This is a genomic window from Halobacillus amylolyticus (genome assembly GCF_022921115.1).
Classification (GTDB): domain Bacteria; phylum Bacillota; class Bacilli; order Bacillales; family Halobacillaceae; genus Halobacillus_A; species Halobacillus_A amylolyticus.
On record NZ_CP095075.1, the window covers coordinates 2,260,615 to 2,285,243 of the forward strand.

Below are 24,629 nucleotides of genomic sequence, written 5' to 3' on the forward strand. Positions count from 1 at the left end.
AATGACCTATGTAATTGACGTCACCCAGCTGCACAAAAGATTTGGAGAAACAGAGATCGTAAAGGATGTAAACTTTCAACTTGAAAAAGGTGAACTGATTAGCGTCGTTGGGCCTTCAGGAAGTGGAAAAACGACCTTGCTTCGGATATTGGCTGGTTTGGAGCCTGCCACTTCAGGGACTGTCTTGCTTAATGGTAAGGATGTAACAGGACGTAAGGCAAATGCTAGAAACATTGGACTCGTTTTTCAGCAGCCTTTGTTATTTCCACACATGACGGTGATGGAGAACATTTCTTATGGTGTGAAAGTGGCAGGAAACAAAGCAGGAGACAAAACAAAGAATCTATTACAGGCAATCAGTCTATCGGATTATGGAGGGCGCTTTCCGTCTGAATTATCTGGAGGACAACAGCAACGTGTGGCGTTAGCTCGAGCGATTGCTACCGAGCCTGAAGTCTTACTGTTGGATGAACCGTTCAGCAGCTTAGACACGCAACTTAGAGAAGAACTGCGCTATTGGGTAAGAAATTTACTTAAAAATCACCGGATCACAGCGATCTTTGTGACCCACGACTTGGAAGAAGCGATGGTAATGGGGGATCGCATTGCATTGTTTAATGAAGGTATCTTTCAACAATTCGCTGAGGCAGATGAAATTCATAAACAGCCCGCCAACCCTTTCGTAGCCAGGTTTTTAAAAGGCCATCTTGTCTTAAACGAAGAGCAGTATTCACCTATAAGTGCGTTAACGCTTACGGAACCAGCTAAAGAGCATAAGGCATTTACGGCCGAACTCCTCCACACTACCTATTCCCAAGGTCAGAAATTGGGACACCTTTTCATTGAGGAGATAGATGAAAAGATCACATTACCGCTCACAGTAAATGAACATAGAGGTACCTTCTCTATTTATCTTCCATTAGAAAGAATCTGCTCCTTTACGACGAGAACGGGGAGTCCCTTATGAATAAAATGAAACTCCTACGCGGGCTTATCTTTCTTATCGCCTTTGTAGTCCTTGCATGGCTTGCCAGGCAGTACTTAGATGTAAACCCAGAGCAAATTCGCGATTATATTCTATCCTTTGGTTTGTGGGGACCACTGCTATTTATGGGATTATATACGATAGGGCCCATCGTCGCCCTCCCTACCTCCATTTTATCGTTGGCTGCAGCCTTCGCATATGGGATTTGGCCTGGGATGCTGTACATTGTCATCGGAGCAACCGGTGCCTCGATCACCGGATACTTTATCGGTCATTTCTTCAGTGATTCAGTTATCAAATTCCAAGAAACCAAGTGGGCCAAGAGCATTTACGAACGAATGAACGAGAAAGGATTCCTTTATGTTCTCATTCTTCGTTTAATCCCTATCGTTGGATTTGATATTTTAAGTTATTTGGCGGGAATGGCCCGTGTGAAAATACGTTCTTTTGTGCCCGCTACAATCATCGGGATGCTTCCGGGGACGTTTGCTTATAGTCTTGTCGGCACAAGTTTAGCGAGTGGGGAACGCAGCCTCATTATTATTGCCATTAGCGTTTTTACAGCGCTTTTGCTAATAACATTTATCTTTAGAAAAAAAGTCCGAAGTTGGCTTAACTTATAGCTAAAGCGTTTGTTCCATGTCTAGAAACAAACGCTTTATTTGTACTTATCCATAAACTCACGATCAATCTTATTTTTCAGCTGCCATGCCCGCTTACTATAAGCAGCAACCGGACCATATAGAAGTAAAGCCTTCTTCATACCTGTTGATATAAGGTAAAGCGCAACTTTCTGAGGCTCATACGCTAGGAGTTCTTCCGAAGCAGTAAAGCGACGCAAATTTTCATAAAGGATAGGTGCTTGCTTGACAGCGTGTACTCCACTTTTATCTAAATTAGGGTCAGTCAGTAATGTGACACAGTCCCCCGCTCCAAACATAAACTCATAATCAGCAAACTGTAAAGTTGTTCTCCCTAATGGAAACCCTCTTTCATCCACTTTGATTCCTGACGTTTCAAACAGCGGATCTGCAAGCGGGCCGCCCAGCCAAAGCACGCCAGTATGCCTAATTTTATTGTTAGCACTTGTCACAATATAATCATCGTACACTTCTTCTACTCTTTCCTGCTCCCATAATTGAATTCCTTTGGCCTGCATAATAGACTTTAGCTTTTTGGAGATTCTCTTTGTCCTAGAACCTAGGATGTTTGATGAGCTGACCAAGCGGACATCCCCGCTTATTTGCTCCTTGTTTTTATAGGCTTGCAGCGAAAGAGCCAGCTCGCAGCCTCCAGCTCCACCGCCTACAATAAGGGGATGGCTCGTTCTCCTTAATTCATCAACTCGTTCAGCAAACTGTTCATTCGGCTTAATTGAACGTGCAACTGTATGCATAAAAGGGTCCGGAAGATGTTTTGAACCAATGTCAAAACTGATCATATCAAACGGGTACACAGCGCCACCCTGACAGAAAAGTTTTTTGAAGTTCGGATAGACACGTGAAGCTCTCTTCCTAATAAAATGGACACCCGCGTCTTGAGTCAATTTCCTTATATCAAGCCGTATATCTTCAAGGGAATAGATTCCTTCCGTGTAGCCTGAGAACATCCCTGAGTAATAGAAATATTCAGAAGGTGAAATCAAGCACACCTCAACATCATCGATAGGCTGCTCCTTCATAGAACGAACCACTTCAATATGAGCATGTCCCGCTCCCACAAGCAATAGTCGTTTCGACAGATCAAACACCTCCTTATCAGTAAATGTCCTCAAAGTAACTTATCTATTTATACAATAGCGCTTTCTTTTATATTTACAAAAAACGTTCACATGGGTACTGCCATGTGAACGCTCTCTTACATGCTAGCTTGTAAAAACTCTTCAACTTCTTCAGGAGTTTTTGCATTCGCACTATGCAAATGAGCTATCTTCTCCCCCTCCTGAAAAATTAAGAGACTAGGAATACCCATAACTTCATATTTATCAGCAATTTCTGGCAGTTCATCTCTATTCACATCATACCATTTATAGTTATTAAATTCCTTAAGGATATCTCCAATAAACATATCCATTCGACGACAATCTGGACACCAATCCGCCTGGAACTTGACAATCACAGGCTGCTTACTCTCAATCACACCTTGAAATGCTTCGTTTGTATGAATAGACTCCATCATGCAACACTTCTCCTTTTTCTGTAAAATCTAACCTTATCATACGTGATTTACCTATTTATGTCTTTTCATCCGCTCACGTATATTCAACTCGACCAAGGAACCAGGCAAACAGCAGACCACTTATTAAGGTGATCATACTCAAAAGCAATGTTCCAAGGTCTCCAGGTATCCCCGGGAAGATAACAAAGATTGAACCAACAACTAACCCAATAATTAAAGCAAATGTACCTGATGTATAATTTTCAAGGAAAAATTCAATGATTTTACTCATGAAAATAATTCCACATAAGATGCCCAAGCCAACGGCCAATATAACGCCGAAATTCAAGTTAGCGACTGCATTAATGATCGTACTATACATCCCGATAATCAATAAAAGAAAAGAGCCGCTAATACCGGGTACAATCATCGCACTACTCGCAAGCCAGCCCGAGAAAAACAGCATTACATATGAGCCGAAAGTGAGGTTCGTTATAATTGCAGATTCTGAGGTTTGAAAGAATGCCATAGACCCTACCAATGCAGCTCCTATCAATAACAGCACATAATGATTGCTTCTAAAGCTATTTTTCATATCTGCTTTATATGTTAAATAAGGAAGTATGCCAATTATAAGTCCTAAGAAAAAGAATTTCGTTGGCCCTGGGTGGTGTTCAAACAGCCACTCAATCAAATTAGCCAATAATAAAATAGATGTTCCAACACCAATTCCAAGAGGAAGTAAGAACTTCAGATGTCTTTTCCACTCCTTACTGAAAAAGCCATTAATTGCTTCGATGAGCTGATCATAAATCCCGAGAACAACAGCGATCGTGCCTCCGCTCACACCAGGAACAACATCACTTGCTCCCATAATCATACCACGGTAAATATTTTTCCAATGCCACATAACATCGATCCCCTTTTATACTCAAAGTCACATCTTTTTCTATTTTATCAAATATGTATTAGCATATATCCACTATATTCACTTTGCAAAGAAAAATAAGCCTGTGGACCCCAAAGGCTTATTTTTCATCTTTGAAAGGAAATAGTTTCATTACATGAATCAGCCAATTTCTCAGCATGATGTTTAAAGTGTTTGAAATCTAGCTCATCAAGCTGCTCAGTATGGACTGCTTTCATCATATATACTCCAAACCTCCAGACGCCTTCTTTAATAGAATAATCATTTACCGCTGCCACTTTATATAATGCTTCCAGTACACCGTTCATCACAGATATGTCCTTACTGCCGTATATGCGGATTTGATAAAAGCTTTTATATAGATATTCTTCATACGCCATTGGTTCCATTATAAAGCGTAACTCTTGGTCACCGTCTGCATAATAACGGTTCGGCTTATAGACAGACCCGAGTTCTGCTAACAATGATCCGATCCTATTAATGCAGTTCACAGCAGTATGCGGATCATTAAGAGCAGGCGAAATTGCCTTAACTGCAATTTCAACAAGCTTTTGTAATGAAAACTCAATATCCTGAAGGTCTGTTCTTTCATTGCCAATTAGCAAATAATCGTGACAACCTTCCAGCCCTGCCTCGTCCCTCGTATCACTCCAGCAGTAAAAGACAGGCATTCCTTTTTGAATATAGCTGCCCACAAAAAAGTCAGCTTCAATAAGTATATCCTTTTTGCTTGCCCACTCAATTAAGGCTGGAATTCGAACGGTTTGAACATAGCCAGACTCCCTAGCGTAAATAATCTTCTTCCTCTTTTTCTTGCTTTCTTTAATCACTTGTTCATTCCAATCGCTGAACGTATAGTACTCCATCGCTTCATATGTTCTTTTTATCACCTTGGAGGTACTTGATCGAATAGTTCCTATTAAATTATTAACTTGAACGAACCTTGAAGAATGATGAACAAATAATATAAAAAAAGCCAAACACACAATCGAAACGATTACCGTGACGAATGGACTAATAAGTTCTTTACTCTGCTCACTTCCCATAAGCAGCAAGTTTATGATCACAAAGATAAACCCAAATGAGAAAACACCTAGAACATGCTGGGTTATTCTGCTTTTCATAAAATCCTGCAGTGTACGAGGTGAAAATTGCGTTGAGTACGTGGTAAGGACAACCATTATGGTCGAAAAGCTAATCGTCGTCATCGTTAAAATCGAAGTGATTAATGACCCATAAAGCGTTTGAGCAGCACTGGTATTCATTAATAGAATAGCTGGTATATTTTCTTGCACTTTAGGAATAATCCATAAATCGACCATTGTCACCAGGGATACACAAATAATCGCGAGGATACTATAAATTGTTGGCAGAAACCAAAAGCTGTCCCGTATATGAACCCATGCCTTTTCCCTGTTCAAAACAACCCCTCCTTTGATTTAATAAACCCCTTAATACAAAAGTTTCTCAAGCCATGGGTGCGTCCGTTGGGAATGCATAAGTGCCTGCTTCAGCCATTCTTTTTGATGCTCGTTCAAATAAGGGAATACGTAATTAAAATCATCATGGTCCTTATCCCTCGTGTGTTTAGCCTTATATAAAAGGACAATTTCAGGATTTAAATACGGAATCCCCTGTTCTGATTGAAGATTCATCATGGACAATGGAAATGATAGGTTAGGATCTCTCCTATAGACCCATCTTCCTTTACTTCTCTCATTAAGTAAAACTTCAAGCATCTCACCATCTTGGCGCGATGCATGGATTTCGTGAATCGGAAGTTCAATTGGATCGTTTAAATCCCACTCTTGCCTCCGCTCCTCTTGAGCAATATAGACATCCCAATCAGCTAACAAAGAAGCTAAATCTGTCTGTTCATCCCGAAAGACAGCCACCTCAATATCTTCATGCTCACGTGTCTCTTCCCCTATATGTAAATCGATTGCCCAACCGCCTGCGACCATCCACTTTCCACTATAACTCTCCATGAAATCCTTCACTTGTAAACAACGATCAAACATTCTATTCCACTCCTTTCCACAATCATATCATTCCCTAAATTTAAACACGTATCACACCCGAAAAGTAGGCAAGCCGGTTAAACATAATGTGCATACACGGAGCGGCATAGTGAAAAATGGTTCAAATTATGTACCGAGAGTCTAGAGACTGAAGATAGACAGTCGAAAAGTGAAGCGGGTACCTAAACCTAACAAATAAAATCCTCACTATTACACCCATAAGTATTCTGACAAAGGAAAAAAATTCTGGTAAAATGGTTTACGGAAAGGGGATCACGATGTTAAAAGGCAATTTAATTGAACTACGACCTGTATCTAGAAAAGACCTTGATAAACTTTTTCAATGGGCCAACGATGAACTACTAACCACACTTGGATCCGGAAGTGAATCTGCTTTGCAGAATAATAATCCAAAGGAGGCGATTGAAAGCAAGTACGAACAAAACTTACTGTCACATAACCTTTGGTCGGACGGGATTGTATTCATTGTCTATACTTTGGCTACTGAAGAACCGATCGGTAAATGTGATTATCGATCGTTAAATCCAATCACCAGGACTGCTGAAATTGGTATTAAGATTGGTGAAAGGGAGTATTGGGGCAAAGGATACGGTCAGGATATTATTCAGACTTTACTTCATCACCTATTCTACACTCTAAATATCCATCGAGTACAGCTCGATACGTGGAGTGGCAACACTCAGGCAATTCGTCTGTATGAAAAGGCTGGCTTTCAACACGAAGGTCAATTAAGGAAAAATGAATATGTAAATGGGGCTTATTATGATACAGTTTTAATGGGTCTTCTGAGAGAAGAGTTCTCAGAAGACCCTAAACTAATTAAAATGCGTGCGTTTACGTAGTGTTGAATGCGGGAATAATAGAATACCTAACGTGTCATTTTTTATAGTTTAATAAGATGAGCAAATAATTTGCAGAAAGGACCATCTATGAAAAATCAATTACTTAACCCCGTTTTTCTTGTATCCGCAATTATTGTAGGTATACTCGTAATCATCGGTGCCGTTAATCCTAGTGGTTTCGGTGCGGTAGCTTCTACACTTTTCGACTTTACTACCACTAACTTCGGCTGGTTCTACTTAATCGCCGTATTTGTGTTTGTTTTCTTCCTATTTGCATTAGCCATTAGTAAATATGGAAAGATTAGACTTGGTCCGCCGGATTCAAGACCTGAATATCCATTCTTCACTTGGATCGGTATGCTATTTTCAGCAGGTTTTGGTGCAGGACTTGTATTCTGGGGCGTAGCTGAGCCTATGAGCCACTTCTTTAATACCCCTTTTGCTGACTTAGAAGCTCAGACAGAAGAAGCGGCTCGTGTAGCTATGGGATATGCATTTTTCCATTGGGGGGTAAGCCAATGGTCCGTTTTTGCCATTGTTGGTCTGTTAATTGCCTTCCTTCAGTTTAGAAAGAATAGGGATGGTTTAATTTCTACAGCCGTTGAGCCCGTTGTTGGAAAAAATAAAGGAATTAAACATACAATTGATTCCCTAGCCGTTATCGCTACCGTTATGGGGATTGCAACATCCTTAGGGCTAGGAATTTTACAAATGAACGGTGGACTCAATGCCGTTTTTAATGTACCAAATTCCATTTGGGTACAGCTTGTCATCACAGGAGTCCTGCTCGCCCTTTATCTTACATCCTCAAGTACGGGATTAGATAAGGGGATCAAATGGCTCAGTAACTTAAACCTTGGTTTATGCTTACTTTTACTGGCATTCGTATTTATTGCTGGACCTACTGTGTTTATTCTGAACACATTTACGTTAGGTCTAGGTGATTATTTTGCTAATTACATCACTTACAGCCTCAGATTAACGCCCTACAAAGGGGGGACCTGGCTGCAAGACTGGACAATTTTCTACTGGGCTTGGGCTATTGCATGGTCTCCATTCGTAGGTGCATTTGTTGCTCGTGTGTCTCGGGGCCGTACAATACGTGAGTTTGTCGTTGGCGTACTTATTGTTCCTCCTTTAATTGCTTGTTTATGGATCGCCACATTTGGTGGAACAGCCTTAAATAGTGATTTAATGAACGGAACAAATATCGCTGAAGTAGTAAACAGTGATTTAACGCTTGCTCTTTTCGAGACCTATAACTATCTGCCAATGACAGATATCCTATCTATTTTATCTATTGCGCTGATTGCAACCTTCTTAATTACGTCTGCTGACTCTGCTACTTACATCTTAGCAAGTATGACGGCTGAAGGAAGTCTTGTTCCACCATTAATCGCCAAAATGGTATGGGGCGTGTTAATGGCAGCGATTGCCGCTGTCCTCTTAGTTGCCGGTGGGCTTGATGCACTGCAGACAGCTTCACTTGTATCTGCTTTACCATTTGCTGTAATCCTATTCATTTTCATGTATGCCTTTATGAAAATGATTCGTCATGAACCGATTCCACAGAGGAAATTAAAACAGCCTAAAAAGAAAGAGTCATAAAAGAAAGAGTGCCTGATCATAGCCAGGCACTCTTTTTGATTAGCGAAGTGTACTTTTATAATCTTGTACAAACTCCGACAGATACCTCGGATCTCGTTGCAATATCCGATTCAGGCAAGCTCTCTACCGACGTGACTGGTCATTCCTGTAATCAACATGATGTTAGTGCCCCTTCCAAAATTCATTATGCTTAGTATATACACTATCATTCACTCTTCAAATCCTTTTAGCGATAAAAGTTTAGAAAGCTTGGGTTATAAGAAACCAAACATTCCAGATACTTAAAGCGAATACAGTAATTTTTTCCACTTGAGACCCAGTTCTAAAGGTCAAAAGAAATCGATAATGTCTTTTGGTGAGGGGATAGAATAAAGGAATTCCTTTACTTGTAACCACATCTCCGAGTAAGTGAGATAATGTCCCTATCATTAAACCGAGAAAATAATACGATGGTACAGTCACGAGATAACCAATTAAGTAACTATATACTCCTAACAGCACAATAAACGATAAGGAATGCGTCATTTTTCTATGAGTACGAACCATAATGAGAAGAGGCAGCATGAGTATAGCAAAGATTTTCAACTCATCACGATACACATTGAAAAATTCCGGTGCAAATAAATACAAAAGAAATGCCGCTAACAGAATGAGCATGAGTATTCTCCAGAACTTTTGGCCGAGCGTTGACCTTGGTGTATCAATGTCTGGAAGCAGCGACCCAAATAAAACAAATACAAAGAACAAAATGGTTTGCAGCGGTGTTTGTGGCAGCAAGGTTAATTTAGGTAAAAGTGTCACCGTTGCCACTCCACATGTAAAGCCAACGACTTGGTGCCCTGGTGCCATCATGTTGTCAAACCCTCTAATCATAATAATATAGGGACCTTGATCATGATTAGATCAAGGCCCCTATCATCCTATCCTAAAAACAAACCACCGTAAACTAGTGAGATAAGTATCACAAAGGCAGGATGGACTTTCATACGTTCAATAAGCAAGTAGCTGCTTCCCGCGATCAACAGCATTTGAATCCAACCAATTTGCGCCTGTGACTCTGCAAAGAATCGGTAAGCTATCAGACCAAGTAGAATAGCTATAGCCGGGCGGACATATAACGTCATACGCTGCACTTTTGGCGAGTCCTTATATTTATATAACAGCCCAAGTAAAAAGACCATAATGATTAAGGAAGGAGCAACTGTAGCAAACACACCAACGGCTGCTCCGAGAATTCCACCTTGCTCATACCCGATATAACCAGCTAATTTTGTAGCAATCGGCCCAGGTAAGGCATTTGCCAACGCCAGCACTTCACTAAACTCCTGTACATTCATCCATCCATAACGACTGACGACTTCATTTTCTACTAACGGAATCGAAGCGGGGCCACCGCCATAACCGAGCACACCTGGTATGAAGAATGCGAGGAAGATTTTCCAATACAAAATCACCCCTCATCCCCTCCTTTCACTGCATCCTTCTTTTCTTCATTCTTCGGCTCTTTGCGTAAGATGGCCGCACCTAATAGAACCGCAATAATAATACCAGGGTGCACATGTAACAGTTCCAACAAAACAAGGACACCTATAGTGAACAGGATCGTCTGTATCCAGCCCATCCCTTTTCTAGCTTTATTAAAAAACTGCCAGGTTAACACAGCCATCATCACCCCGACCACAGGCATAACCGCACTCGTCATGCCTTCCACCCAGCCGACCCCTTGAACTGATGTTAAGGAGCCTAATAAGACAATCATTAAGAAGATGGTTGGGATCATCACGGCCATCACCGCATTAATGAGACCAATCCAGCCACTTACCCGATAACCGATATAACCAGCCATCTTCGTAGCAATCGGGCCAGGCAGCGTATTCGCAAGCGCCAATATATCACCAAATTCGGAATCGTCCATCCATTGATATTTTCCAACAACCTCTTTATGAACAAGTGGGATCGAAGCGGGTCCTCCCCCGTAACCAAGCATCCCTACTCGGAAAAAGGCGACAAATAAATGCCATTGTGTTTTCATGCTCTCATTCCTTTACCAAACAGCAATTGTTCCATCCGTACGTGATTCCGTACCGCCAGGCAGGACACCTGTTTCATTATTTCTTAATATAATTTGACCACGGCCGAAGCGGCCTGTGTCCAGTTCTACGCGAATAAGATGCCCTTTTCTTTCTAGTCCTTGGGCAATGTAAGTCGGAAACTCAGGCTCAACAGAACTCCCTTTTCTTTTATCCACTGCCACCTCGGAGCATCCAGAGCCATTTGTGGATTTAACTGGCAGTCGATCAAATGACTAACCACTTGCATATGACCTTGGGGCTACATAAATCCACTCATAACACCAAATGGCCCCATGGCCTTACTATCTTTTGTTAAAAAGCCTGGAATTATGGTGTGAAAGCTCCGTTTACCACCTTCGAGTGCATTCGCATGCTTTGGATTCATCGAGAGGTGGCGACCATTCCCTTAGTCCCGTAAGTTGTCAGTCTTGTGGCGGGGTATGGATTATACAGAGAATCGTACGTGTTCATTCACATCACCCTTTCCTGTTTAGTTGGTATGCTCATTATCTCAAATACAAGATTAATAGTGAAATATTCTCGACTTTGGAGTTAGGGGAGAATCATTGGGATTTTGGGAAGAATCTTTATGACTACCGGCAGAATAACATTCATTTTGGGTAGAATCCTTGAAGATTCAGGAAAAATCACCATGACTTTCAGTAGAATAAAACTTGATTAGGGGAGAATCATTTAAAAGACTCTTCAAAAAGAGGAAATGGGTGACCTGTAGCGAATATTATAGTATGGAAATGGAGAGTGATCTATTGATTGTTAACAAAAGAAGCAAAACATTACAACATATGCAACTTGAGGCCGTTTTAAACCGCTTATCGTCTGAAAAACCGATTTACAATGAAGTCCATGAGCATTTATTAAAACAGTCGGCTGGACATTTCGGTGAAACCACCTTGGACTTTTATCTTCAATATCTCCCCGAACATTTTCATGTTGCCCAAGATATCCGCTTGTTTGATGGAATACACTATTTTCAAATAGACGCGTTGGTCATCTGTCCTGATTTTATCCTCATCCTTGAAGTAAAAAACTTCAAAGGAGAATTAACCTTCGACCTCGAGTGGAATCAGCTTTCTCGTGTTTATAACGGGCAAAAGGATATTTTCCCCGATCCCTTTCTACAAGTGGAACACCAAACTCGACAGCTTACCCGATGGCTTGAGCGCTTCAGCTTCCCGTCTGTCCCCATCTATTCTTTTATTGTCATTTCGAACCCCTATACCACCATTGCCGTGCAAGGACAAGACCCAGCTAATTTAAAGAAAAGAATCGTCCGACCGAAAAATCTGCTGACTAAAATGGAGAGTATCTCTCAGCATTTTAGTGAATGTACCTGGTTACCGAAAGAATTCCAAAAGTTAATCCATTTAATCGAAAAAGAAAACCTTCCCTATCAAGCTGCCATTATGGACCGTTATTCCCTCTCGATCAATGACCTTATTATTGGTGTGCAATGCGAACAATGCCAAGCTTTCCCCATGCGAAGGAGACATGGTCGTTGGTTCTGCCCCAGCTGCTCTTACATCTCTAAAAATTCCCACATAAAAACCCTTAGGGATTATCAGCTCCTCGTTAAAAACACTATTTCTAATCGTGAATTCCGGGAATTTGCTTTTATCCATTCAAAGAAAGTAGCCAGGACACTTCTTTTAGACGTATGCCACCAATATACTGGTGATACAAAAGACCGTAAGTATGTGCTTGATCTAGTTTAGTAAGAATACTTATGTGTTTGGGCATAATTGGAGATCTGTCAATATAGTGGACATTCATAGACCGGTATTTGAACCATTCTTTTTCTTCCGCGCGTCCTCTTTCGAGACGCTTGGATGCCTCCGCCTAAAGGAAAGAATCAAAAACCAATTCATTCCTTTAGGCAGAGGACATTCGGTTCTTTTTGAGCTTTTTATCATGGTTCATTTTATAGCTCTTTTCTTTTTCTAACGGAGTTAAATAGTCCAATGTAGAATGGATTCGTTTTTGGTTATAAAAATTGATGTAAAACTGAATGGCTAGTTTGGCTTCTGCTTTTGTCTCATAAACATGTTTGTACAGGTATTCTTTTTTCAGAGAGGCAAAGAAACTCTCTGCACATGCATTGTCGTAGGGGTTTCCCTTCCGACTCATACTTATGGTCGCTCCTGCCTCCTTAAGTGTATCTAAATAAGCCTTAGAACAGTACTGAGAGCCACGATCTGAATGGTGAATCCAACCCGACTTAGGGTTACGAATGGCCAAAGCCTTTTCTAAAGCTTTTAAGCACAGGGTGTGATCCATATGATCGTCTAACTGATAACTTATGATCCGTCGGGAAGCAAGATCAATGACAGGATTCAGATATAAAAAGCCTTCTCCTGTGTGAATATAAGTAATATCAGTAGCCCAAACCTGGTCTGGGGCCTCTGGAAGAAAGTCACGGTTTAAATGGTTTGAGTGAATGGTTTCATCGTGATCAGAGTCTGTCGTATTGATGAACTTTTTAGGTGGTGTGGCATAAAGGTCCAGTTCTCTCATTCGATTCGTCACTTTCTTTTGAGAAACCTCCACCTGATCCACTTCTCGAAGCATAAAGTGGATGCGAGGGCTGCCGTAACACCCATAATTATCATGATAATGGAAGAGGATCCGTTCATCGATATAACGGTTCCAAGCCTCTCTTTTCGTTTCTTCTCTGTCCAGGCGATTCAAATAATCATAATAACCAGATTTAGACACACCAAGAACTTGGCACATCCTCGAAATGGTGTGTTCGTGTCGGTGTTCATGAATGAACTCGAACTTCACTACTTTTCCTGATTGAAGATGTGCATGGCCTTTTTTAAAATGTCGACTTCCTCCTGGAGCTCTACGTTACTTTTTTTCTCTTTTTCATACATTTCCTTGTACTCAGAGGCGGTCAACAGTTGATTCTGTGCTTCTTTTTCTTCCTTCTTTTTTTGGTCACGATACTCCGTCTTCCATCTTTTAAGGTTACCGTAGGGAATATCGAGTTTCTGACTAAGGTCCGTCATTTTGTGTCCGTCCAATTCCATTAACTTCACAACATAAAGCTTAAACTCAGGGTCATAATTTCTGTACTTTTGGGTCAATGTGAACACGTCCTTTAATGCTTTGTGATGATTAAAACATGGTTCAATACTTGTGTCCACTTTTTATACTAACTCTATAATCATCAGCATTTCGGGCATAATCCCAGTGAATTTGGATAGAATACCTGAGCTTCTGGAAAGAATCCTTAATATTAAGGGTAGAATCTATAACAGCATGACCTTTTCACAAACCGCTAACCCCGCACACAAAATAAAAGCTACTGTCTAACCAGTAGCTTCTACTAACAGTCTTTCTCAGGGAGCCCGAGCATTTGAAATTTAGGACCTTCCATCGTTTGTTTTCCTTCAATAGTCAATTTTTCCGTTAAATGAATAATCTTTTGGTCAATGGCCACAGGTATCGAATTAATATGATGAATCTCATCATCCGCTTCAGGTTCAGCTAACGTCATTCCAATATCAGGTTCACCACAACCGAACCCTGCGAAGAACAGGCGCAAACAACTGGCTTCTTCATCCTCAAGCAGCTGGTCAAGCAGATCACGAGCCTGATCGGTTATTTCCATAAAATCGTCCTCACTTTCAACCACTATACTATTATAAAACCTTTGTCACCTTTCTATCCAAACTGTACACTCTAAGTTGAAAGTAGCACGATTACGGCATCAAGAAAAGTATAACGACTTCCTCTTTATATCCTAGGAAAAAGAACAGCCCCATAATCTGTGGTCACTGACAAGGCTGTCTAGATATAAAAAGAAGCTAATCACCTATATACTACGATAGGTGATTAGCTTCTTTTAAAAAATCGTTACTTTTTCTAGTAACCTCAAAAAAAGTCCTGAGTTCATCTTACATTATACGGCTTTAGCATTGAGCTCTACATCGATGTTTCCACGTGTTGCTTTAGAATAAGGGCAAACTTGATGGGCTTCTTCTACAAGTTCTTCTGCTTCCTCCTGGGAAACCCCTTTAACATTCACGTTCAAAACAACTCCTACCTTAAAGCCGCCATCTGACTCATCTTTTAATAAACTGACATCTGCAGTAATCTCAGAATCGATGTCTTTCTTTTTCTTACTTGCAACTAAGTTAAGAGCACCATCAAAGCAAGCAGAATATCCAGCTGCAAATAATTGTTCAGGGTTAGATCCTTGTTCATTGCCGCTGCCTGGTTGTACAAGATTTAGATCGATTAAACCATCATCAGATTTAACATGACCCTCACGTCCACCTTTTGCTGTAGCATGCGCTGTAAACATTACATTACTCACTATCAACCACTCCTTGATTATTTAAAATGATCGCACAACCTTTATGTTCCTCAAAAGCTGCCCTTTTAAACCTTTTTATTCTTCCATGTCATACTCCTTCTTTAAAGATGCGGGTGCCATTTTTACAATTTGCTGTAAAATAAAAGTTAAAACAGCTACATCGTCAACTAGACCGAAGATTACTAGGAAATCCGGAATCACATCCCAAGGAAATAAAAGATAACCGATCATAAGTAAAACGGCAGTCACCTTACTACCTTTTGCTACTTCACGTGAACGAAAAAAGCTGAGTAGGAACGGTACTGATTTTCGTATATTGAATAAAAATTTAATTCTTCTCCATATTCTGCTCATAACAATTGCACCTCTTGTTGATCATTTATTATTCTATACCCTTTTACCAATAAACTCTACACCTATAGTAACAATTGCTTATTTGGTGCGTATGATTTAACATAATGGATGAAAAACATTTAAAAAAATCGTGCCCACACTTGGAAGATTAAAGGGGAGAAAACTGGCTATGAAGGTCTTATTACTAAACGGCACCATCGTTGGAACAAAGACAAAAACGTTATTGGAAGAAATTCAACTATATATCAGTCAGCTTGCCAACAAATACGAGACGACTATCATTAATTTAGAAAATTATGAGATGCAATTCGTAGATGGACGTCCGTTTGACCAATATAATGAAGATATGCAAAAGCTGATAAGTGAAATGGAAAACGCAGATGCTTATGTCATTGCCACGCCCATTTTCCAAGGCTCCATCCCCGGGACATTGAAAAACCTTTTTGATGCCGTTTCACCCTTGACTATGCGGTATAAACCTGTATCCATTGTAGCAAACGGCGGTACCTTACAGCATCATTTAGTCATCGAGAGTCAACTTAAGCCAATTCTTGACTATTTCCGTTGTTTAGTGACACCTAATTACGTTTATACGCACACGAATCACTTCTCGACGAATGGAGAACTCATTGACGCGGATGTGCACAATCGCTTAAAGGAAATGACTAAAGTATTCGACCAATACATCCAAATGAGTCAGCAAATATAGGAATATCAGGTTATAAAAAAAGCGAACCAGGCCATTTCCCCCTTGGTTCGCTTTTTTTACATGTTTATTTATCTCAAAAGTTGAATCGATATAGCTAAAGCACCCCATTGCTTTTCTTGTTCAGGTGTATAAATTTTATACGTGCTATTCACCATTTCGTTCAATGACAAAACTTCCAAACCAAAATCCTCCCTTGGAATGTGCTCATACATCTCTTGAAACGTTGAATATGATTGAAGATTTATGACCTCCACTATCACCGTTTTGCTTACCTCTGAAAGGTTCCTAAACTCAATGACATCACCGATCTTAACTTTTCTCCTTTTTTCATCATTCAAACGGACTTCTACATGCTTCCTTCCTTCTTTAATTAAGCGAAAAGGATTCTCATATAATTTCATGGCATGCTCCATTTAACACCACTCCTAAACCATGTACATCTCTCTTAAGTTAAAAGTAGGTTTATCCCAATTCTTGATTCTAATCCCCAATCGTACTTTTTTAATTAAATAAAACGAACCTCCCTGACGTGCTGTAAATCACGCAGAAGGTTAGCTCATTTAAGCAAGGCCTAATACTTTATCCACATAGTTCCGTGTTTCTTCAAAGGGCGGGACTCCTCCATACTTATCGACATTGCCTGGACCAGCATTGTAAGCTGCCAGGGCAAGTGTAGAGTTGCCATCGTATCGATCGAGCATTTGTTTCAAATATTTCGTCCCACCCATGAGGTTCTGTCTTGGATCAAATGGATCCGTCACACCCAGCCCCCTTGCTGTCGCCGGCATTAATTGCATAAGGCCCTGGGCGCCTGCATGGCTGACTACATCAGGGTTAAAATTCGATTCAGCTTTAACGACGGAACGAATTAAGTTCTCGTTGACACCATATTTCTCGGAAGCTTCCTTTATAAGTGATTCAATTGGCTTGTTGTCCACTTTCACTTTTACTTCAGGAGCTTGAACAGGAGCCTGAGAAATTACCGGAGGGGATTGATATTGAATATGTAATGGCTGCTGTCTAAACGCATGAAAGTTTGTTAAGTTAGAATTATTTTTCTGAACTAGAGTGCTTGGAGGCTGGTCAGACATAATTGAATGTAGAATACTTTGAAAGGCTGTATCACTTACTGAATGATTAAGCGAAGAAGTGGCTCCTCCACTCAATGTCGACATCGCCTGCATTTGGATCATAAAACGGATATTGTTAAAGTCCATGCGTTCACCTCGTAAAATTGATTAACTTAATTTTACAAGAATCGAGGTGAAGTGACAATATCATCCTGAAAAACTTTCCTTTTGCGTGAAATGCAGCATCCTACTATTCTATAACGACTTCAATATGCTGTGGCTTTACTTCAATGGAAACGGGGAGTCGGTCGCCTTCTTCTCCGTCAACATTAGTCACGAGGTCTTCAGATGATGCGATTTTCAAGTTCTCGGCAGTGAAATATTCTACATCCTTTTGATTCCTTAATTCCCCTCTTGCCATAGATGAAGCAATCGAAGCCAGCCGGATCATGTTTACTTTTTTTATTATATAGCAATGCAGCACACCATCATTTACTTTGGCTTGCGGAGAGAGCTTTTCAAATCCTGCCGTGGAGTTGGTTAACGCTGCTAGGAAAAGAAAAGAATCACCTTCCCACACTTTTTCATCGTGTTCAATCCGAAGTGGGTAAGTTTGGGTCGAAGCCATTTTTTTCAACCCCTCCGTGAGATAAGCAAGCGTACCGAATTTCGTTTTTTGCTCAGGGGTCACATCATAACTTGCCTCTGCAAGCGCACCCACGGCCACAATATTAACGAAGTATTGATCATTGAAGCGGCCGACATCCACTTTTTTCGTGCGGTCTGATTGTAAAACCCGAATCGCTTTTTCTGGTTCTAACGGAATTTGTAACGCTCTCGCGAAGTCATTCACTGTCCCTAAGGGAATAATTCCTAGCTTCGGACGATGCTGCTGATCGACCAACCCATTAATTGTTTCATTTAGTGTTCCGTCTCCGCCGAGTGACACAACCAGATCAAATTTATTTTCGCAGGCATTCTGACAATACTTTGTCGCATCAAGCTCTTTCTCCGTTTGAACGGTCTTTATTTCATATCCTTTCTTTTGCAAAATGTCTTCGATTTGTTTTACGTAATCTACAGCTTCTTCTCTACCCGAAGTAGGATTCACAATTATCATGGCCTTCATGAAACTACCTTCTTTCATAAGTATTTCTGATAGACTTTCCCGACGAGTTTGAACCCTAGCGAGGTCATGAACCTTTCTAATTTTACAGATCCAACGGGAGGAGATAATTCCACTACACTCGTTCCCTCTTCGTTCATCCATTGAGTGAGGGCCTGACTTAAACATTTTCCAATCCCTTCCCCACGGTAAAACTCATCGACATAGATTTCCCGGATTTCTCCTGTCTTTTGCTCGTTAATCATCCCATATATATAGCCAACCATTTTGCTTCCAGACTCGGCCATTAATAGTTTTTTCGTATCATCATCATCGAATAAGCGGTCTGCTGCCCAAAATTTCCGCTCTCTTACCCATTCATTCACTTTCGGACTGGATGCCTGAGGAAATTCAATGGTGTAACGAGTGAAATGCATAAGGTCTTTTTCTTTAGGCTTACGGATAATAGCCGTCATACGAATCCCTCTCTTCCTATTCATCTCATACCCTTTTCCATAGTTATCTATACCTCTGCTCCTAAAAAAGAAACCACCAGGCTCGCAAACCTGGTGGTTATATTCCGTATAAATTAGGCTGATTTCAAATCATCTTCAAGTGGAATGTTTTGACTCAGTCTACGTCGTGCTGCCATAAAGAAAGCTGTTACAATAACGACAGTAATCACCGCTGCGATCACATATGATAGATTTAAAGCTAGTCCAAATCCAATGGGTGCATTAAGGATATACGTGAAGGTTGCCATCGTTATAAACGTTGCTGGGATAGCAGCAATCCAGTAATTTTTCCGTGCCAAGAATAAATACATAGCTCCCACCCATAAGGCAATCATCGCTGTCGATTGGTTCGCCCAGGAGAAGTACCTCCACAGTAACGTAAAGTCAATTTTTGTTAAGGCAAAAGAGACCACAAACATTGGCAGGGCAATCCATACTCGGCTCAATACCTTCTTCTGGGAAACCTTAATATAATCAGCAATAATCATACGAGCACTACGGAACGCTGTATCACCAGAGGTAATTGGCAGAACAATGACCCCAAGAATTGCCAGTGTACCACCGACAGCTCCAAGCATGGCAACAGACACTTCACTTACAACCGCCGCCGGTCCGCCATTCGCCAGTACTTCATTCAATCCAGTCGGACCATTGAACAAGCTCATTGCTGCAGCTGCCCAAATCATGGCAATAATTCCTTCGGTAATCATCATGCCGTAAAAAATTCGACGTCCTTGCTTTTCCTGCTGTGTTGTCCGGGAAATGATCGGTGTTTGTGTAGCGTGAAAGCCAGACAAAGCCCCACATGAAATTGTCAAAAACAACAAAGGGAAAATCGGCGCGTTATCAGGATGCATATTAGTTAACGATATTTCCGGGATCGGTGCGCCCGTGAAAACCAATGCCGCCCCCACACCGATAGCACTAATTAGTAAAAGAGCGCCGAATATCGGATAGAATCTGCCGATAATTTTATCAATAGGCAGTAAGGTTGCCAGTAAATAATAAGCGAAAATAACAAGCAAAATAATTGGAAGAGTTAACCAGCTGCTAGTCAAACTGTGCAGCAAATCGGCAGGGGCTGTTACAAATACCGTACCTACCAACACAAGTAAAAGAATCGAAAAAGCATTAACAACGTGCTTCATCACTTTTCCAAGAAACTTACCAGCTAACTCAGGTAAGTGAGCACCACGATTTCGAATTGAGATCATACCTGTTAAATAATCATGAACGGCTCCGGCAAAAATCGCCCCGAACACAATCCATAGAAATGCAACTGGACCATATAGAGCACCTAAGATTGGGCCAAAAATCGGGCCTACACCGGCAATATTCAACAACTGGATGAGGGAATTTTTCTTCCCTGACATTGGCAGATAATCTACCCCATCACTGTGTGTAAAAGCAGGGGTTTGTCGGTCCGTATTCACTCCGAAAACCTTCTCAACATATTTCCCATACGTAAAATAACCTATAATTAAAAGTGCGATACTTACAAGAAATGTAACCACATTGGGTTCCTCCCTTACTATATTTGTAATCGTTTTCATTATCATAGCAAGAGAACGCTTTCATAAGATGAATTTATGTTCAACATGTCGAAAATGAGTGTTAACATGTAAAAAAACCAGTCCAACGCACGACCGGTTTTATAACTCTAGTTGGTTCCTTAAGTTTTTTACATAGTTGCGGCTGACGGATAGCTTTTCCTTATGCCCTCTCAACTCAAGCTGATAGGCACCGTTGAACCATGGGATAAGTCGCTCAATGTAATCAAGATTAACGAGATAACTTTTATGAATTCGGAAAAATGAAAAAGGCGTAAGACGTGCCTCTACCTCTTTAAGCGGCCAATTCACTTCGTAGCTTCTGCTCTTCCCAACGACCTTCGTCACCCTTCCTTCCCTGTAAACATATAAAATGTCGTTAGGATCAAGATAACGGATATCGCCGTCTTCTTCTATTGCCAGCTTTGTCGGCGTCCAGGTCTTTCTTTGATACCCCTGGTCCATCAACTTCTTCTCCAGTCTCTCGATTGTGTGTGACAACTGCTCTTCATCAAAAGGCTTTAATAAATAATCAACCGCATTATGACGAAACGCCTCAACAGCGAAGTCAGAATAAGCGGTTGCAAATACAATTTCAGGTACCTTCTTTAACTCCTGAACAGACTTAGCTACTTCCATCCCATCCATTTTCGGCATCTCAACATCAAGAAATAACACATCAGGCTGCAGTTGAATCGTCTTCATTATTGCAACCTCACCAGAATCAGCTTCCCCTACAACCTCAACAGAAGGGTAATGTTCTATTAAAAAGATAAGCTCCTCACGGCTGAAACGTTCATCATCAACAACTATGGCACGAATACTCATGCAGAAACCTCCTCTCTTTTTTCATATAGAATAAAAGAAATTTCGGTTCCCTTTCCTGGTTCACTTGTAATGTGTAATGTCGAACGCTCCCCGTGCATATGCGCAAGACGCTTATTCACATTAAACAAACCGAGACCTGTCCCTTTTTCGGACTCTACCTCTTGATTTCCCAGTGTCTTCAATCGTGCTTGATCAATTCCGGTTCCGTTATCCATAATGGAAATCTTCACACCTTCTTCTACACTTTTAATGCGTATATGAATTTCACAATCTTCTTCCTGGTCCTTTATCCCATGCTTAATACAATTTTCCACTAAAGGCTGAAGTGTTAGCGGTGCAATTTTCATATCCAGCGCACGATCATCCACATCATATTTTACGTGAAGCCTATCGACAAACCGTGTCTCTTCAATGGTTAGATAGGACTTTACATGCTGGAGTTCTTCTTTAAGTGATGTCCACGTCTTCGTAGTTGCTCCAAGGTTTTGCCGAAAGAACTTGGACAAGGCAATCAGCAATGACCTTGCGCGATCAGGCTCCGTCCGCGTTAACGAAACAATTACATTTAATGAATTAAAGAGAAAATGCGGATTTACTTGAGCTTGGAGCGCTTTCACTTCAGCCTCTCGGGCCAATTCCTGTGCTTTCTCAGCTTCTGCAATTTCGAGCTGCTGACCAAGCAAGGCACTCAAGCCCTGTATCAATTCAAGCAGTACGTTCGATACGTCCTTCTCAGACCGCACATAAAACTTCAGCGTCCCGACGACCTCCCTCCTCCGTTTAAGCGGTGCAATCACAGCCGCTCCTAGCGGACAGTTTGGTTCACTACAATTGATATCTTCATAACGTGCTACAATGAGCTCGCCTGTATGAATCACATTTTTTGTCGCACGTGTCTGTATTACCTCACCTGCCTTGTGATGGTCATCTGCCTCTCCGACATGGGCAAGGATTTTCTCTTGATCCGTCATTGAAATCGCGCGGACACCTACCTCATCATAAATGATCTGACAGGCTTTTTGAGCGGAGTCCATCGTCAGACCTTTACGCAAATAGGAAACAGTGGATTCTGCCAGCCTGAGCGCTTTTTGCGCCTGAATCGCCCCCGCCTTTTCCTCCTCATTCAACACATTCCGAATAATAAGCAAGAACAAAGCTGATCCAACTCCATTCGCCATAATCATTGGCAAGCCAATCTCCTGAACAAGATCCCAGGCACGAGCAAATGGATTTGATAACATCAGAATAACCCCCATTTGGACCGTCTCAGCAAGTGCTCCAACCATTAGAGCCGTCTTCAATTTAAGGGGCTGATCTTTTTTATGAAAAAGACCGGCAATTAGACCTGCTATCACCGCTGAGATTCCACAGGCTATGCCGGTAAACCCGCCAAGAGAAATACGATGCACTCCGGCAATTAGACCCGCCCCCACGCCAATACGGTACCCGCCAAACAAACCGGCAGCAACCACCCCGATCACACGTGAGTTGGCAAGTGCCTCTGACTCACCGAGATTAATTGCCCAGCTGCTGTACTCAAACGAACTGATATCATAAGTAATTCCCGTATATGTTCCAATAATCCCAAACAAACCGAAGAACACAATCGCCATATATTGCTGAGGGCGATCAAGTGTTTTCTGATCGATGAGCTCACGAAAAAATCGAAATCGAGTAACGATAAAGGCCACTGTCACAATAATCCCCAAACGTTCAAGCATTGGCAAAAGCAGCTCAAACATAGTCTCATCACTCTCTCCTTTTGAAAGTTCATGCTTATATTTTAGCATGGCTATCATCTTTTCATACAAATAGAGAATCATCGGCCATTTTCTGGTAAACTAATGGAAAGAGGTGAAACGATGACAACTAATTTAGCAATTATCCAAATGGACATCGCTTATGGGGATCCTGCCGTAAATCGCAGGCAAGCACGTACACACATTAAGGAAGCTGTCGCAAAAGGTGGTGAAGTCATTCTTCTTCCAGAGATGTGGACAACAGGCTATGATTTAAGCCGTTTTGATGAAATCGCAGAAACACTCGATGGACCTACACATCAACTGCTAGCCGAATTAGCCGAGAATCATCAGGTTACGATTGCAAGCTCCATCGCCGAGAGAGAAGGGGAGGATTTTTACAATACCTTTGTCGTCTATGACAAGAATGGTGAGTGTTGTATGAAGTATCGAAAAGCTCATCTGTTCAGATTAATGGATGAAGAGAAATATTTAAAATCCGGAGATCAACAAGGGAATTTTCAGTTGGGCGAAACACCTGTGGCAGGAGTGATCTGCTACGACATCCGTTTCCCTGAATGGATCCGTACCCACATGCTTGAAGGAGCTCGCGGGCTGTTCGTCGTCGCCGAATGGCCGAAATCACGTGTTGCGCATTGGCGCAATCTATTAATCAGCCGCGCCATTGAAAACCAGTGCTTCGTCATTGCCTGTAACCGTGTTGGAGCAGATCCCAACAATGAATTCGGTGGCCATTCGATCGTAGTAGATCCATGGGGTACAGTTGTCGGTGAAGCGGGTGAAAATGAAGAAATTCTAATGGTTGAGGTTGACTTTTCAAGAGTAGAGGCGATCCGTGAACAAATTCCTATTTTTCAAGATCGGCGACCAGACCTGTATAAGTGATTCGCGGCTATTCACCCAAAAAACGCGGCTATACTGGGATTTTAACGGCCAATTTAAAAGTTCCGCGGCGAAAGTGGAAAAAGCCCGCGGTTTGCGGGCTTTCCTTATTTTTGGCAAGCAAAGACAAGAAACAATGGAATACGCTTCCGTCTCTTATACTCTTCCTCCTTACTAAAGTTCTCTTTCCTTGGCCCACATTCGCTTACATCCTGAATCATAAACCCTGCAGCTTTTATTAACCTGAAGTATTCTTCAAATGTCCGGTGATACTTCACTACCTTTTCATTGATCCACGGTTCCACACGTTTTCCGCAGTCAAAATAATCATCGACGATCCAATCCGTCTTTCGTGCTGTTTGCTCAGCACTCGCTTGAGAAGAAGTTAATAGTGGATGCTGGACGCTGAAAAGAAATCGGCCTTTTTCATGAAGAGCATGATGGATTTGCTCAAGAATGCGTTCGAGTCTTTTTATGTAATGGAATGAGACTCTTGATACAATTACATCATAATGATCAAGAGGATACTCCCATTGCTCCATAGAAGAATGAAATACTTTCCCTCTTGTTCCAGCGAGGTTCAAAATAGCCTGCTCTGCCATTTTACGAGACCCCTCCACCCCTTCATATGATAAACATCCCTGCCTAAGCAGCTCTACACCGAATTGGGCATCACCACATCCGAGGTCAAGAATCCTTTTCTGACTAACATCGCCGAGTAACTCCATAAAAGCTGGGTATTCCATCGTATTATTAGGACTCTCTTCACGGTTTCTTCTTGCTAAAAAATTACTGAAAAACTGCTCATTGTCGTATACTGACGAACCTTTATACTCCATAGGAGGCCTCCTTTAACGGATAAAAAATTGAATTTCGCAGT

At 41.4% G+C, this 24,629-nt stretch carries 28 protein-coding genes and 1 pseudogene; 7 read left to right on the forward strand and 22 right to left on the reverse strand.

Going from position 1 to position 24,629, the window contains the following annotated elements; genetic code table 11:
* The first annotated feature begins 1 nt into the window (after window position 1).
* Both MUO15_RS11655 and MUO15_RS11660 read left to right on the forward strand, forming a co-directional pair.
* Window positions 2–967 carry an ABC transporter ATP-binding protein gene (locus MUO15_RS11655; protein WP_245029458.1) on the forward strand — a complete coding sequence of 322 codons (966 nt, stop codon included), beginning with the start codon at window positions 2–4 and terminating at the stop codon, window positions 965–967.
* Complete coding sequence (locus MUO15_RS11660) at window positions 964–1,608, forward strand: TVP38/TMEM64 family protein (protein WP_245029459.1); 645 nt, start codon at window positions 964–966, stop codon at window positions 1,606–1,608. Before MUO15_RS11655 ends, MUO15_RS11660 begins: the two co-directional genes overlap by 4 nt.
* 35 nt (window positions 1,609–1,643) lie before the next feature.
* Here MUO15_RS11660 and MUO15_RS11665 read toward each other — a convergent pair whose 3' ends face one another.
* The 5 genes from MUO15_RS11665 to MUO15_RS11685 form a co-directional block, all read right to left on the reverse strand.
* Window positions 1,644–2,759, reverse strand: coding sequence for an FAD-dependent oxidoreductase (locus MUO15_RS11665; protein ID WP_245029460.1), 1,116 nt, complete (start codon window positions 2,757–2,759; stop codon window positions 1,644–1,646).
* A gap of 83 nt (window positions 2,760–2,842) precedes the next feature.
* Window positions 2,843–3,160: a thioredoxin family protein gene (locus MUO15_RS11670; RefSeq protein WP_245035981.1), complete on the reverse strand. Its 318-nt coding sequence runs from the start codon at window positions 3,158–3,160 to the stop codon at window positions 2,843–2,845.
* A gap of 76 nt (window positions 3,161–3,236) precedes the next feature.
* Window positions 3,237–4,052 carry a DUF368 domain-containing protein gene (locus MUO15_RS11675; protein ID WP_245029461.1) on the reverse strand — a complete coding sequence of 272 codons (816 nt, stop codon included), beginning with the start codon at window positions 4,050–4,052 and terminating at the stop codon, window positions 3,237–3,239.
* Between the two features lie 125 nt (window positions 4,053–4,177).
* Window positions 4,178–5,491, reverse strand: coding sequence for a DUF2254 domain-containing protein (locus MUO15_RS11680; RefSeq protein ID WP_245029462.1), 1,314 nt, complete (start codon window positions 5,489–5,491; stop codon window positions 4,178–4,180).
* Between the two features lie 30 nt (window positions 5,492–5,521).
* Window positions 5,522–6,091, reverse strand: coding sequence for a nucleotidyltransferase domain-containing protein (locus tag MUO15_RS11685; protein WP_245029464.1), 570 nt, complete (start codon window positions 6,089–6,091; stop codon window positions 5,522–5,524).
* 278 nt (window positions 6,092–6,369) lie between these two features.
* On the opposite strand from MUO15_RS11685, the gene MUO15_RS11690 reads away from it, so the two are divergent.
* Both MUO15_RS11690 and MUO15_RS11695 read left to right on the forward strand, forming a co-directional pair.
* On the forward strand, window positions 6,370–6,954 hold the full coding sequence (locus MUO15_RS11690; RefSeq protein WP_245029466.1) for a GNAT family N-acetyltransferase: 585 nt from the start codon (window positions 6,370–6,372) through the stop codon (window positions 6,952–6,954).
* Window positions 6,955–7,041: 87 nt separating this feature from the next.
* Complete coding sequence (locus MUO15_RS11695) at window positions 7,042–8,562, forward strand: BCCT family transporter (RefSeq protein WP_245029468.1); 1,521 nt, start codon at window positions 7,042–7,044, stop codon at window positions 8,560–8,562.
* 240 nt (window positions 8,563–8,802) lie between these two features.
* Here the strand turns inward: MUO15_RS11695 and MUO15_RS11700 are convergent, their stop codons facing one another.
* The 4 genes and pseudogenes from MUO15_RS11700 to MUO15_RS11715 form a co-directional block, all read right to left on the reverse strand.
* Window positions 8,803–9,414: a metal-dependent hydrolase gene (locus tag MUO15_RS11700; RefSeq protein WP_245029469.1), complete on the reverse strand. Its 612-nt coding sequence runs from the start codon at window positions 9,412–9,414 to the stop codon at window positions 8,803–8,805.
* 68 nt (window positions 9,415–9,482) lie between these two features.
* Window positions 9,483–10,013, reverse strand: a complete 531-nt coding sequence (locus tag MUO15_RS11705; RefSeq protein ID WP_245035983.1) for a chromate transporter — start codon at window positions 10,011–10,013, stop codon at window positions 9,483–9,485.
* Entirely contained in the window at window positions 10,013–10,594 is a 582-nt protein-coding gene (locus MUO15_RS11710; RefSeq protein ID WP_245029470.1) for a chromate transporter, read from the reverse strand. Before MUO15_RS11710 ends, MUO15_RS11705 begins: the two co-directional genes overlap by 1 nt.
* Window positions 10,595–10,606: 12 nt before the next feature.
* Window positions 10,607–11,016 (reverse strand): annotated as a pseudogene (locus MUO15_RS11715) (gamma-glutamyltransferase); the annotation flags it as partial.
* Window positions 11,017–11,356: 340 nt separating this feature from the next.
* Between MUO15_RS11715 and MUO15_RS11720 the strand changes: the two are divergent.
* Window positions 11,357–12,367 (forward strand): nuclease-related domain-containing protein, encoded by a 1,011-nt coding sequence (locus MUO15_RS11720; RefSeq protein WP_245029471.1) that lies wholly within the window; start codon window positions 11,357–11,359, stop codon window positions 12,365–12,367.
* Window positions 12,368–12,524: 157 nt separating this feature from the next.
* On the opposite strand, the gene MUO15_RS11725 is transcribed toward MUO15_RS11720, so the two are convergent.
* From MUO15_RS11725 to MUO15_RS11745, 5 genes are all read right to left on the reverse strand, one after another.
* Window positions 12,525–13,436 (reverse strand): IS3 family transposase, encoded by a 912-nt coding sequence (locus MUO15_RS11725; RefSeq protein WP_245029472.1) that lies wholly within the window; start codon window positions 13,434–13,436, stop codon window positions 12,525–12,527.
* Window positions 13,436–13,741: a transposase gene (locus MUO15_RS11730; RefSeq protein WP_245029473.1), complete on the reverse strand. Its 306-nt coding sequence runs from the start codon at window positions 13,739–13,741 to the stop codon at window positions 13,436–13,438. Before MUO15_RS11730 ends, MUO15_RS11725 begins: the two co-directional genes overlap by 1 nt.
* Before the next feature lie 242 nt (window positions 13,742–13,983).
* Entirely contained in the window at window positions 13,984–14,268 is a 285-nt protein-coding gene (locus MUO15_RS11735) for an iron-sulfur cluster assembly accessory protein (RefSeq protein WP_245029474.1), read from the reverse strand.
* Between the two features lie 291 nt (window positions 14,269–14,559).
* On the reverse strand, window positions 14,560–14,976 hold the full coding sequence (locus tag MUO15_RS11740) for an organic hydroperoxide resistance protein (RefSeq protein ID WP_305853244.1): 417 nt from the start codon (window positions 14,974–14,976) through the stop codon (window positions 14,560–14,562).
* Between the two features lie 75 nt (window positions 14,977–15,051).
* Complete coding sequence (locus MUO15_RS11745; protein WP_245029475.1) at window positions 15,052–15,330, reverse strand: YkvA family protein; 279 nt, start codon at window positions 15,328–15,330, stop codon at window positions 15,052–15,054.
* Between the two features lie 169 nt (window positions 15,331–15,499).
* On the opposite strand from MUO15_RS11745, the gene MUO15_RS11750 reads away from it, so the two are divergent.
* The gene (locus MUO15_RS11750) at window positions 15,500–16,039 is read left to right on the forward strand and encodes an NADPH-dependent FMN reductase (RefSeq protein ID WP_245029476.1); all 540 of its coding nucleotides are present in this window, start codon (window positions 15,500–15,502) and stop codon (window positions 16,037–16,039) included.
* A gap of 68 nt (window positions 16,040–16,107) precedes the next feature.
* Here the strand turns inward: MUO15_RS11750 and MUO15_RS11755 are convergent, their stop codons facing one another.
* From MUO15_RS11755 to MUO15_RS11785, 7 genes are all read right to left on the reverse strand, one after another.
* Window positions 16,108–16,452, reverse strand: a complete 345-nt coding sequence (locus MUO15_RS11755) for an ASCH domain-containing protein (RefSeq protein WP_245029477.1) — start codon at window positions 16,450–16,452, stop codon at window positions 16,108–16,110.
* 147 nt (window positions 16,453–16,599) lie between these two features.
* On the reverse strand, window positions 16,600–17,256 hold the full coding sequence (locus MUO15_RS21675) for a lytic transglycosylase domain-containing protein (RefSeq protein ID WP_256464122.1): 657 nt from the start codon (window positions 17,254–17,256) through the stop codon (window positions 16,600–16,602).
* A 103-nt stretch (window positions 17,257–17,359) separates the two neighbouring features.
* The gene (locus tag MUO15_RS11765; protein WP_245029478.1) at window positions 17,360–18,238 is read right to left on the reverse strand and encodes a diacylglycerol/lipid kinase family protein; all 879 of its coding nucleotides are present in this window, start codon (window positions 18,236–18,238) and stop codon (window positions 17,360–17,362) included.
* Between the two features lie 14 nt (window positions 18,239–18,252).
* Window positions 18,253–18,714 carry a GNAT family N-acetyltransferase gene (locus MUO15_RS11770; RefSeq protein WP_245029479.1) on the reverse strand — a complete coding sequence of 154 codons (462 nt, stop codon included), beginning with the start codon at window positions 18,712–18,714 and terminating at the stop codon, window positions 18,253–18,255.
* Between the two features lie 89 nt (window positions 18,715–18,803).
* Window positions 18,804–20,243: a carbon starvation CstA family protein gene (locus tag MUO15_RS11775; protein ID WP_245029480.1), complete on the reverse strand. Its 1,440-nt coding sequence runs from the start codon at window positions 20,241–20,243 to the stop codon at window positions 18,804–18,806.
* Window positions 20,244–20,381: 138 nt separating this feature from the next.
* Window positions 20,382–21,107, reverse strand: a complete 726-nt coding sequence (locus tag MUO15_RS11780) for a LytR/AlgR family response regulator transcription factor (protein WP_245029481.1) — start codon at window positions 21,105–21,107, stop codon at window positions 20,382–20,384.
* Entirely contained in the window at window positions 21,104–22,849 is a 1,746-nt protein-coding gene (locus MUO15_RS11785) for a sensor histidine kinase (RefSeq protein WP_245035987.1), read from the reverse strand. Before MUO15_RS11785 ends, MUO15_RS11780 begins: the two co-directional genes overlap by 4 nt.
* Window positions 22,850–22,969: 120 nt before the next feature.
* Between MUO15_RS11785 and MUO15_RS11790 the strand changes: the two genes are divergently transcribed.
* Window positions 22,970–23,752, forward strand: a complete 783-nt coding sequence (locus MUO15_RS11790; RefSeq protein WP_245029482.1) for a carbon-nitrogen family hydrolase — start codon at window positions 22,970–22,972, stop codon at window positions 23,750–23,752.
* A 104-nt stretch (window positions 23,753–23,856) separates the two neighbouring features.
* Here the strand turns inward: MUO15_RS11790 and MUO15_RS11795 are convergent, their stop codons facing one another.
* Window positions 23,857–24,588 (reverse strand): class I SAM-dependent DNA methyltransferase, encoded by a 732-nt coding sequence (locus tag MUO15_RS11795; RefSeq protein WP_245029483.1) that lies wholly within the window; start codon window positions 24,586–24,588, stop codon window positions 23,857–23,859.
* Window positions 24,589–24,629 lie beyond the last annotated feature (41 nt).

Bases quoted from the DNA above. Each gene is read 5' to 3' on its own strand.
- MUO15_RS11655 (WP_245029458.1), top strand. From the start codon at position 2: ATGACCTATGTAATTGACGTCACCCAGCTGCACAAAAGATTTGGAGAA.
- MUO15_RS11660 (WP_245029459.1), top strand. From the start codon at position 964: ATGAATAAAATGAAACTCCTACGCGGGCTTATCTTTCTTATCGCCTTT.
- MUO15_RS11670 (WP_245035981.1), bottom strand. From the start codon at position 3,160: ATGGAGTCTATTCATACAAACGAAGCATTTCAAGGTGTGATTGAGAGT.
- MUO15_RS11675 (WP_245029461.1), bottom strand. From the start codon at position 4,052: ATGTGGCATTGGAAAAATATTTACCGTGGTATGATTATGGGAGCAAGT.
- MUO15_RS11685 (WP_245029464.1), bottom strand. From the start codon at position 6,091: ATGTTTGATCGTTGTTTACAAGTGAAGGATTTCATGGAGAGTTATAGT.
- MUO15_RS11690 (WP_245029466.1), top strand. From the start codon at position 6,370: ATGTTAAAAGGCAATTTAATTGAACTACGACCTGTATCTAGAAAAGAC.
- MUO15_RS11695 (WP_245029468.1), top strand. From the start codon at position 7,042: ATGAAAAATCAATTACTTAACCCCGTTTTTCTTGTATCCGCAATTATT.
- MUO15_RS11700 (WP_245029469.1), bottom strand. From the start codon at position 9,414: ATGATGGCACCAGGGCACCAAGTCGTTGGCTTTACATGTGGAGTGGCA.
- MUO15_RS11710 (WP_245029470.1), bottom strand. From the start codon at position 10,594: ATGAAAACACAATGGCATTTATTTGTCGCCTTTTTCCGAGTAGGGATG.
- MUO15_RS11735 (WP_245029474.1), bottom strand. From the start codon at position 14,268: ATGGAAATAACCGATCAGGCTCGTGATCTGCTTGACCAGCTGCTTGAG.
- MUO15_RS11745 (WP_245029475.1), bottom strand. From the start codon at position 15,330: ATGAGCAGAATATGGAGAAGAATTAAATTTTTATTCAATATACGAAAA.
- MUO15_RS11750 (WP_245029476.1), top strand. From the start codon at position 15,500: ATGAAGGTCTTATTACTAAACGGCACCATCGTTGGAACAAAGACAAAA.
- MUO15_RS11755 (WP_245029477.1), bottom strand. From the start codon at position 16,452: ATGGAGCATGCCATGAAATTATATGAGAATCCTTTTCGCTTAATTAAA.
- MUO15_RS21675 (WP_256464122.1), bottom strand. From the start codon at position 17,256: ATGGACTTTAACAATATCCGTTTTATGATCCAAATGCAGGCGATGTCG.
- MUO15_RS11765 (WP_245029478.1), bottom strand. From the start codon at position 18,238: ATGAAGGCCATGATAATTGTGAATCCTACTTCGGGTAGAGAAGAAGCT.
- MUO15_RS11770 (WP_245029479.1), bottom strand. From the start codon at position 18,714: ATGAATAGGAAGAGAGGGATTCGTATGACGGCTATTATCCGTAAGCCT.
- MUO15_RS11780 (WP_245029481.1), bottom strand. From the start codon at position 21,107: ATGAGTATTCGTGCCATAGTTGTTGATGATGAACGTTTCAGCCGTGAG.
- MUO15_RS11785 (WP_245035987.1), bottom strand. From the start codon at position 22,849: ATGTTTGAGCTGCTTTTGCCAATGCTTGAACGTTTGGGGATTATTGTG.
- MUO15_RS11790 (WP_245029482.1), top strand. From the start codon at position 22,970: ATGACAACTAATTTAGCAATTATCCAAATGGACATCGCTTATGGGGAT.
- MUO15_RS11795 (WP_245029483.1), bottom strand. From the start codon at position 24,588: ATGGAGTATAAAGGTTCGTCAGTATACGACAATGAGCAGTTTTTCAGT.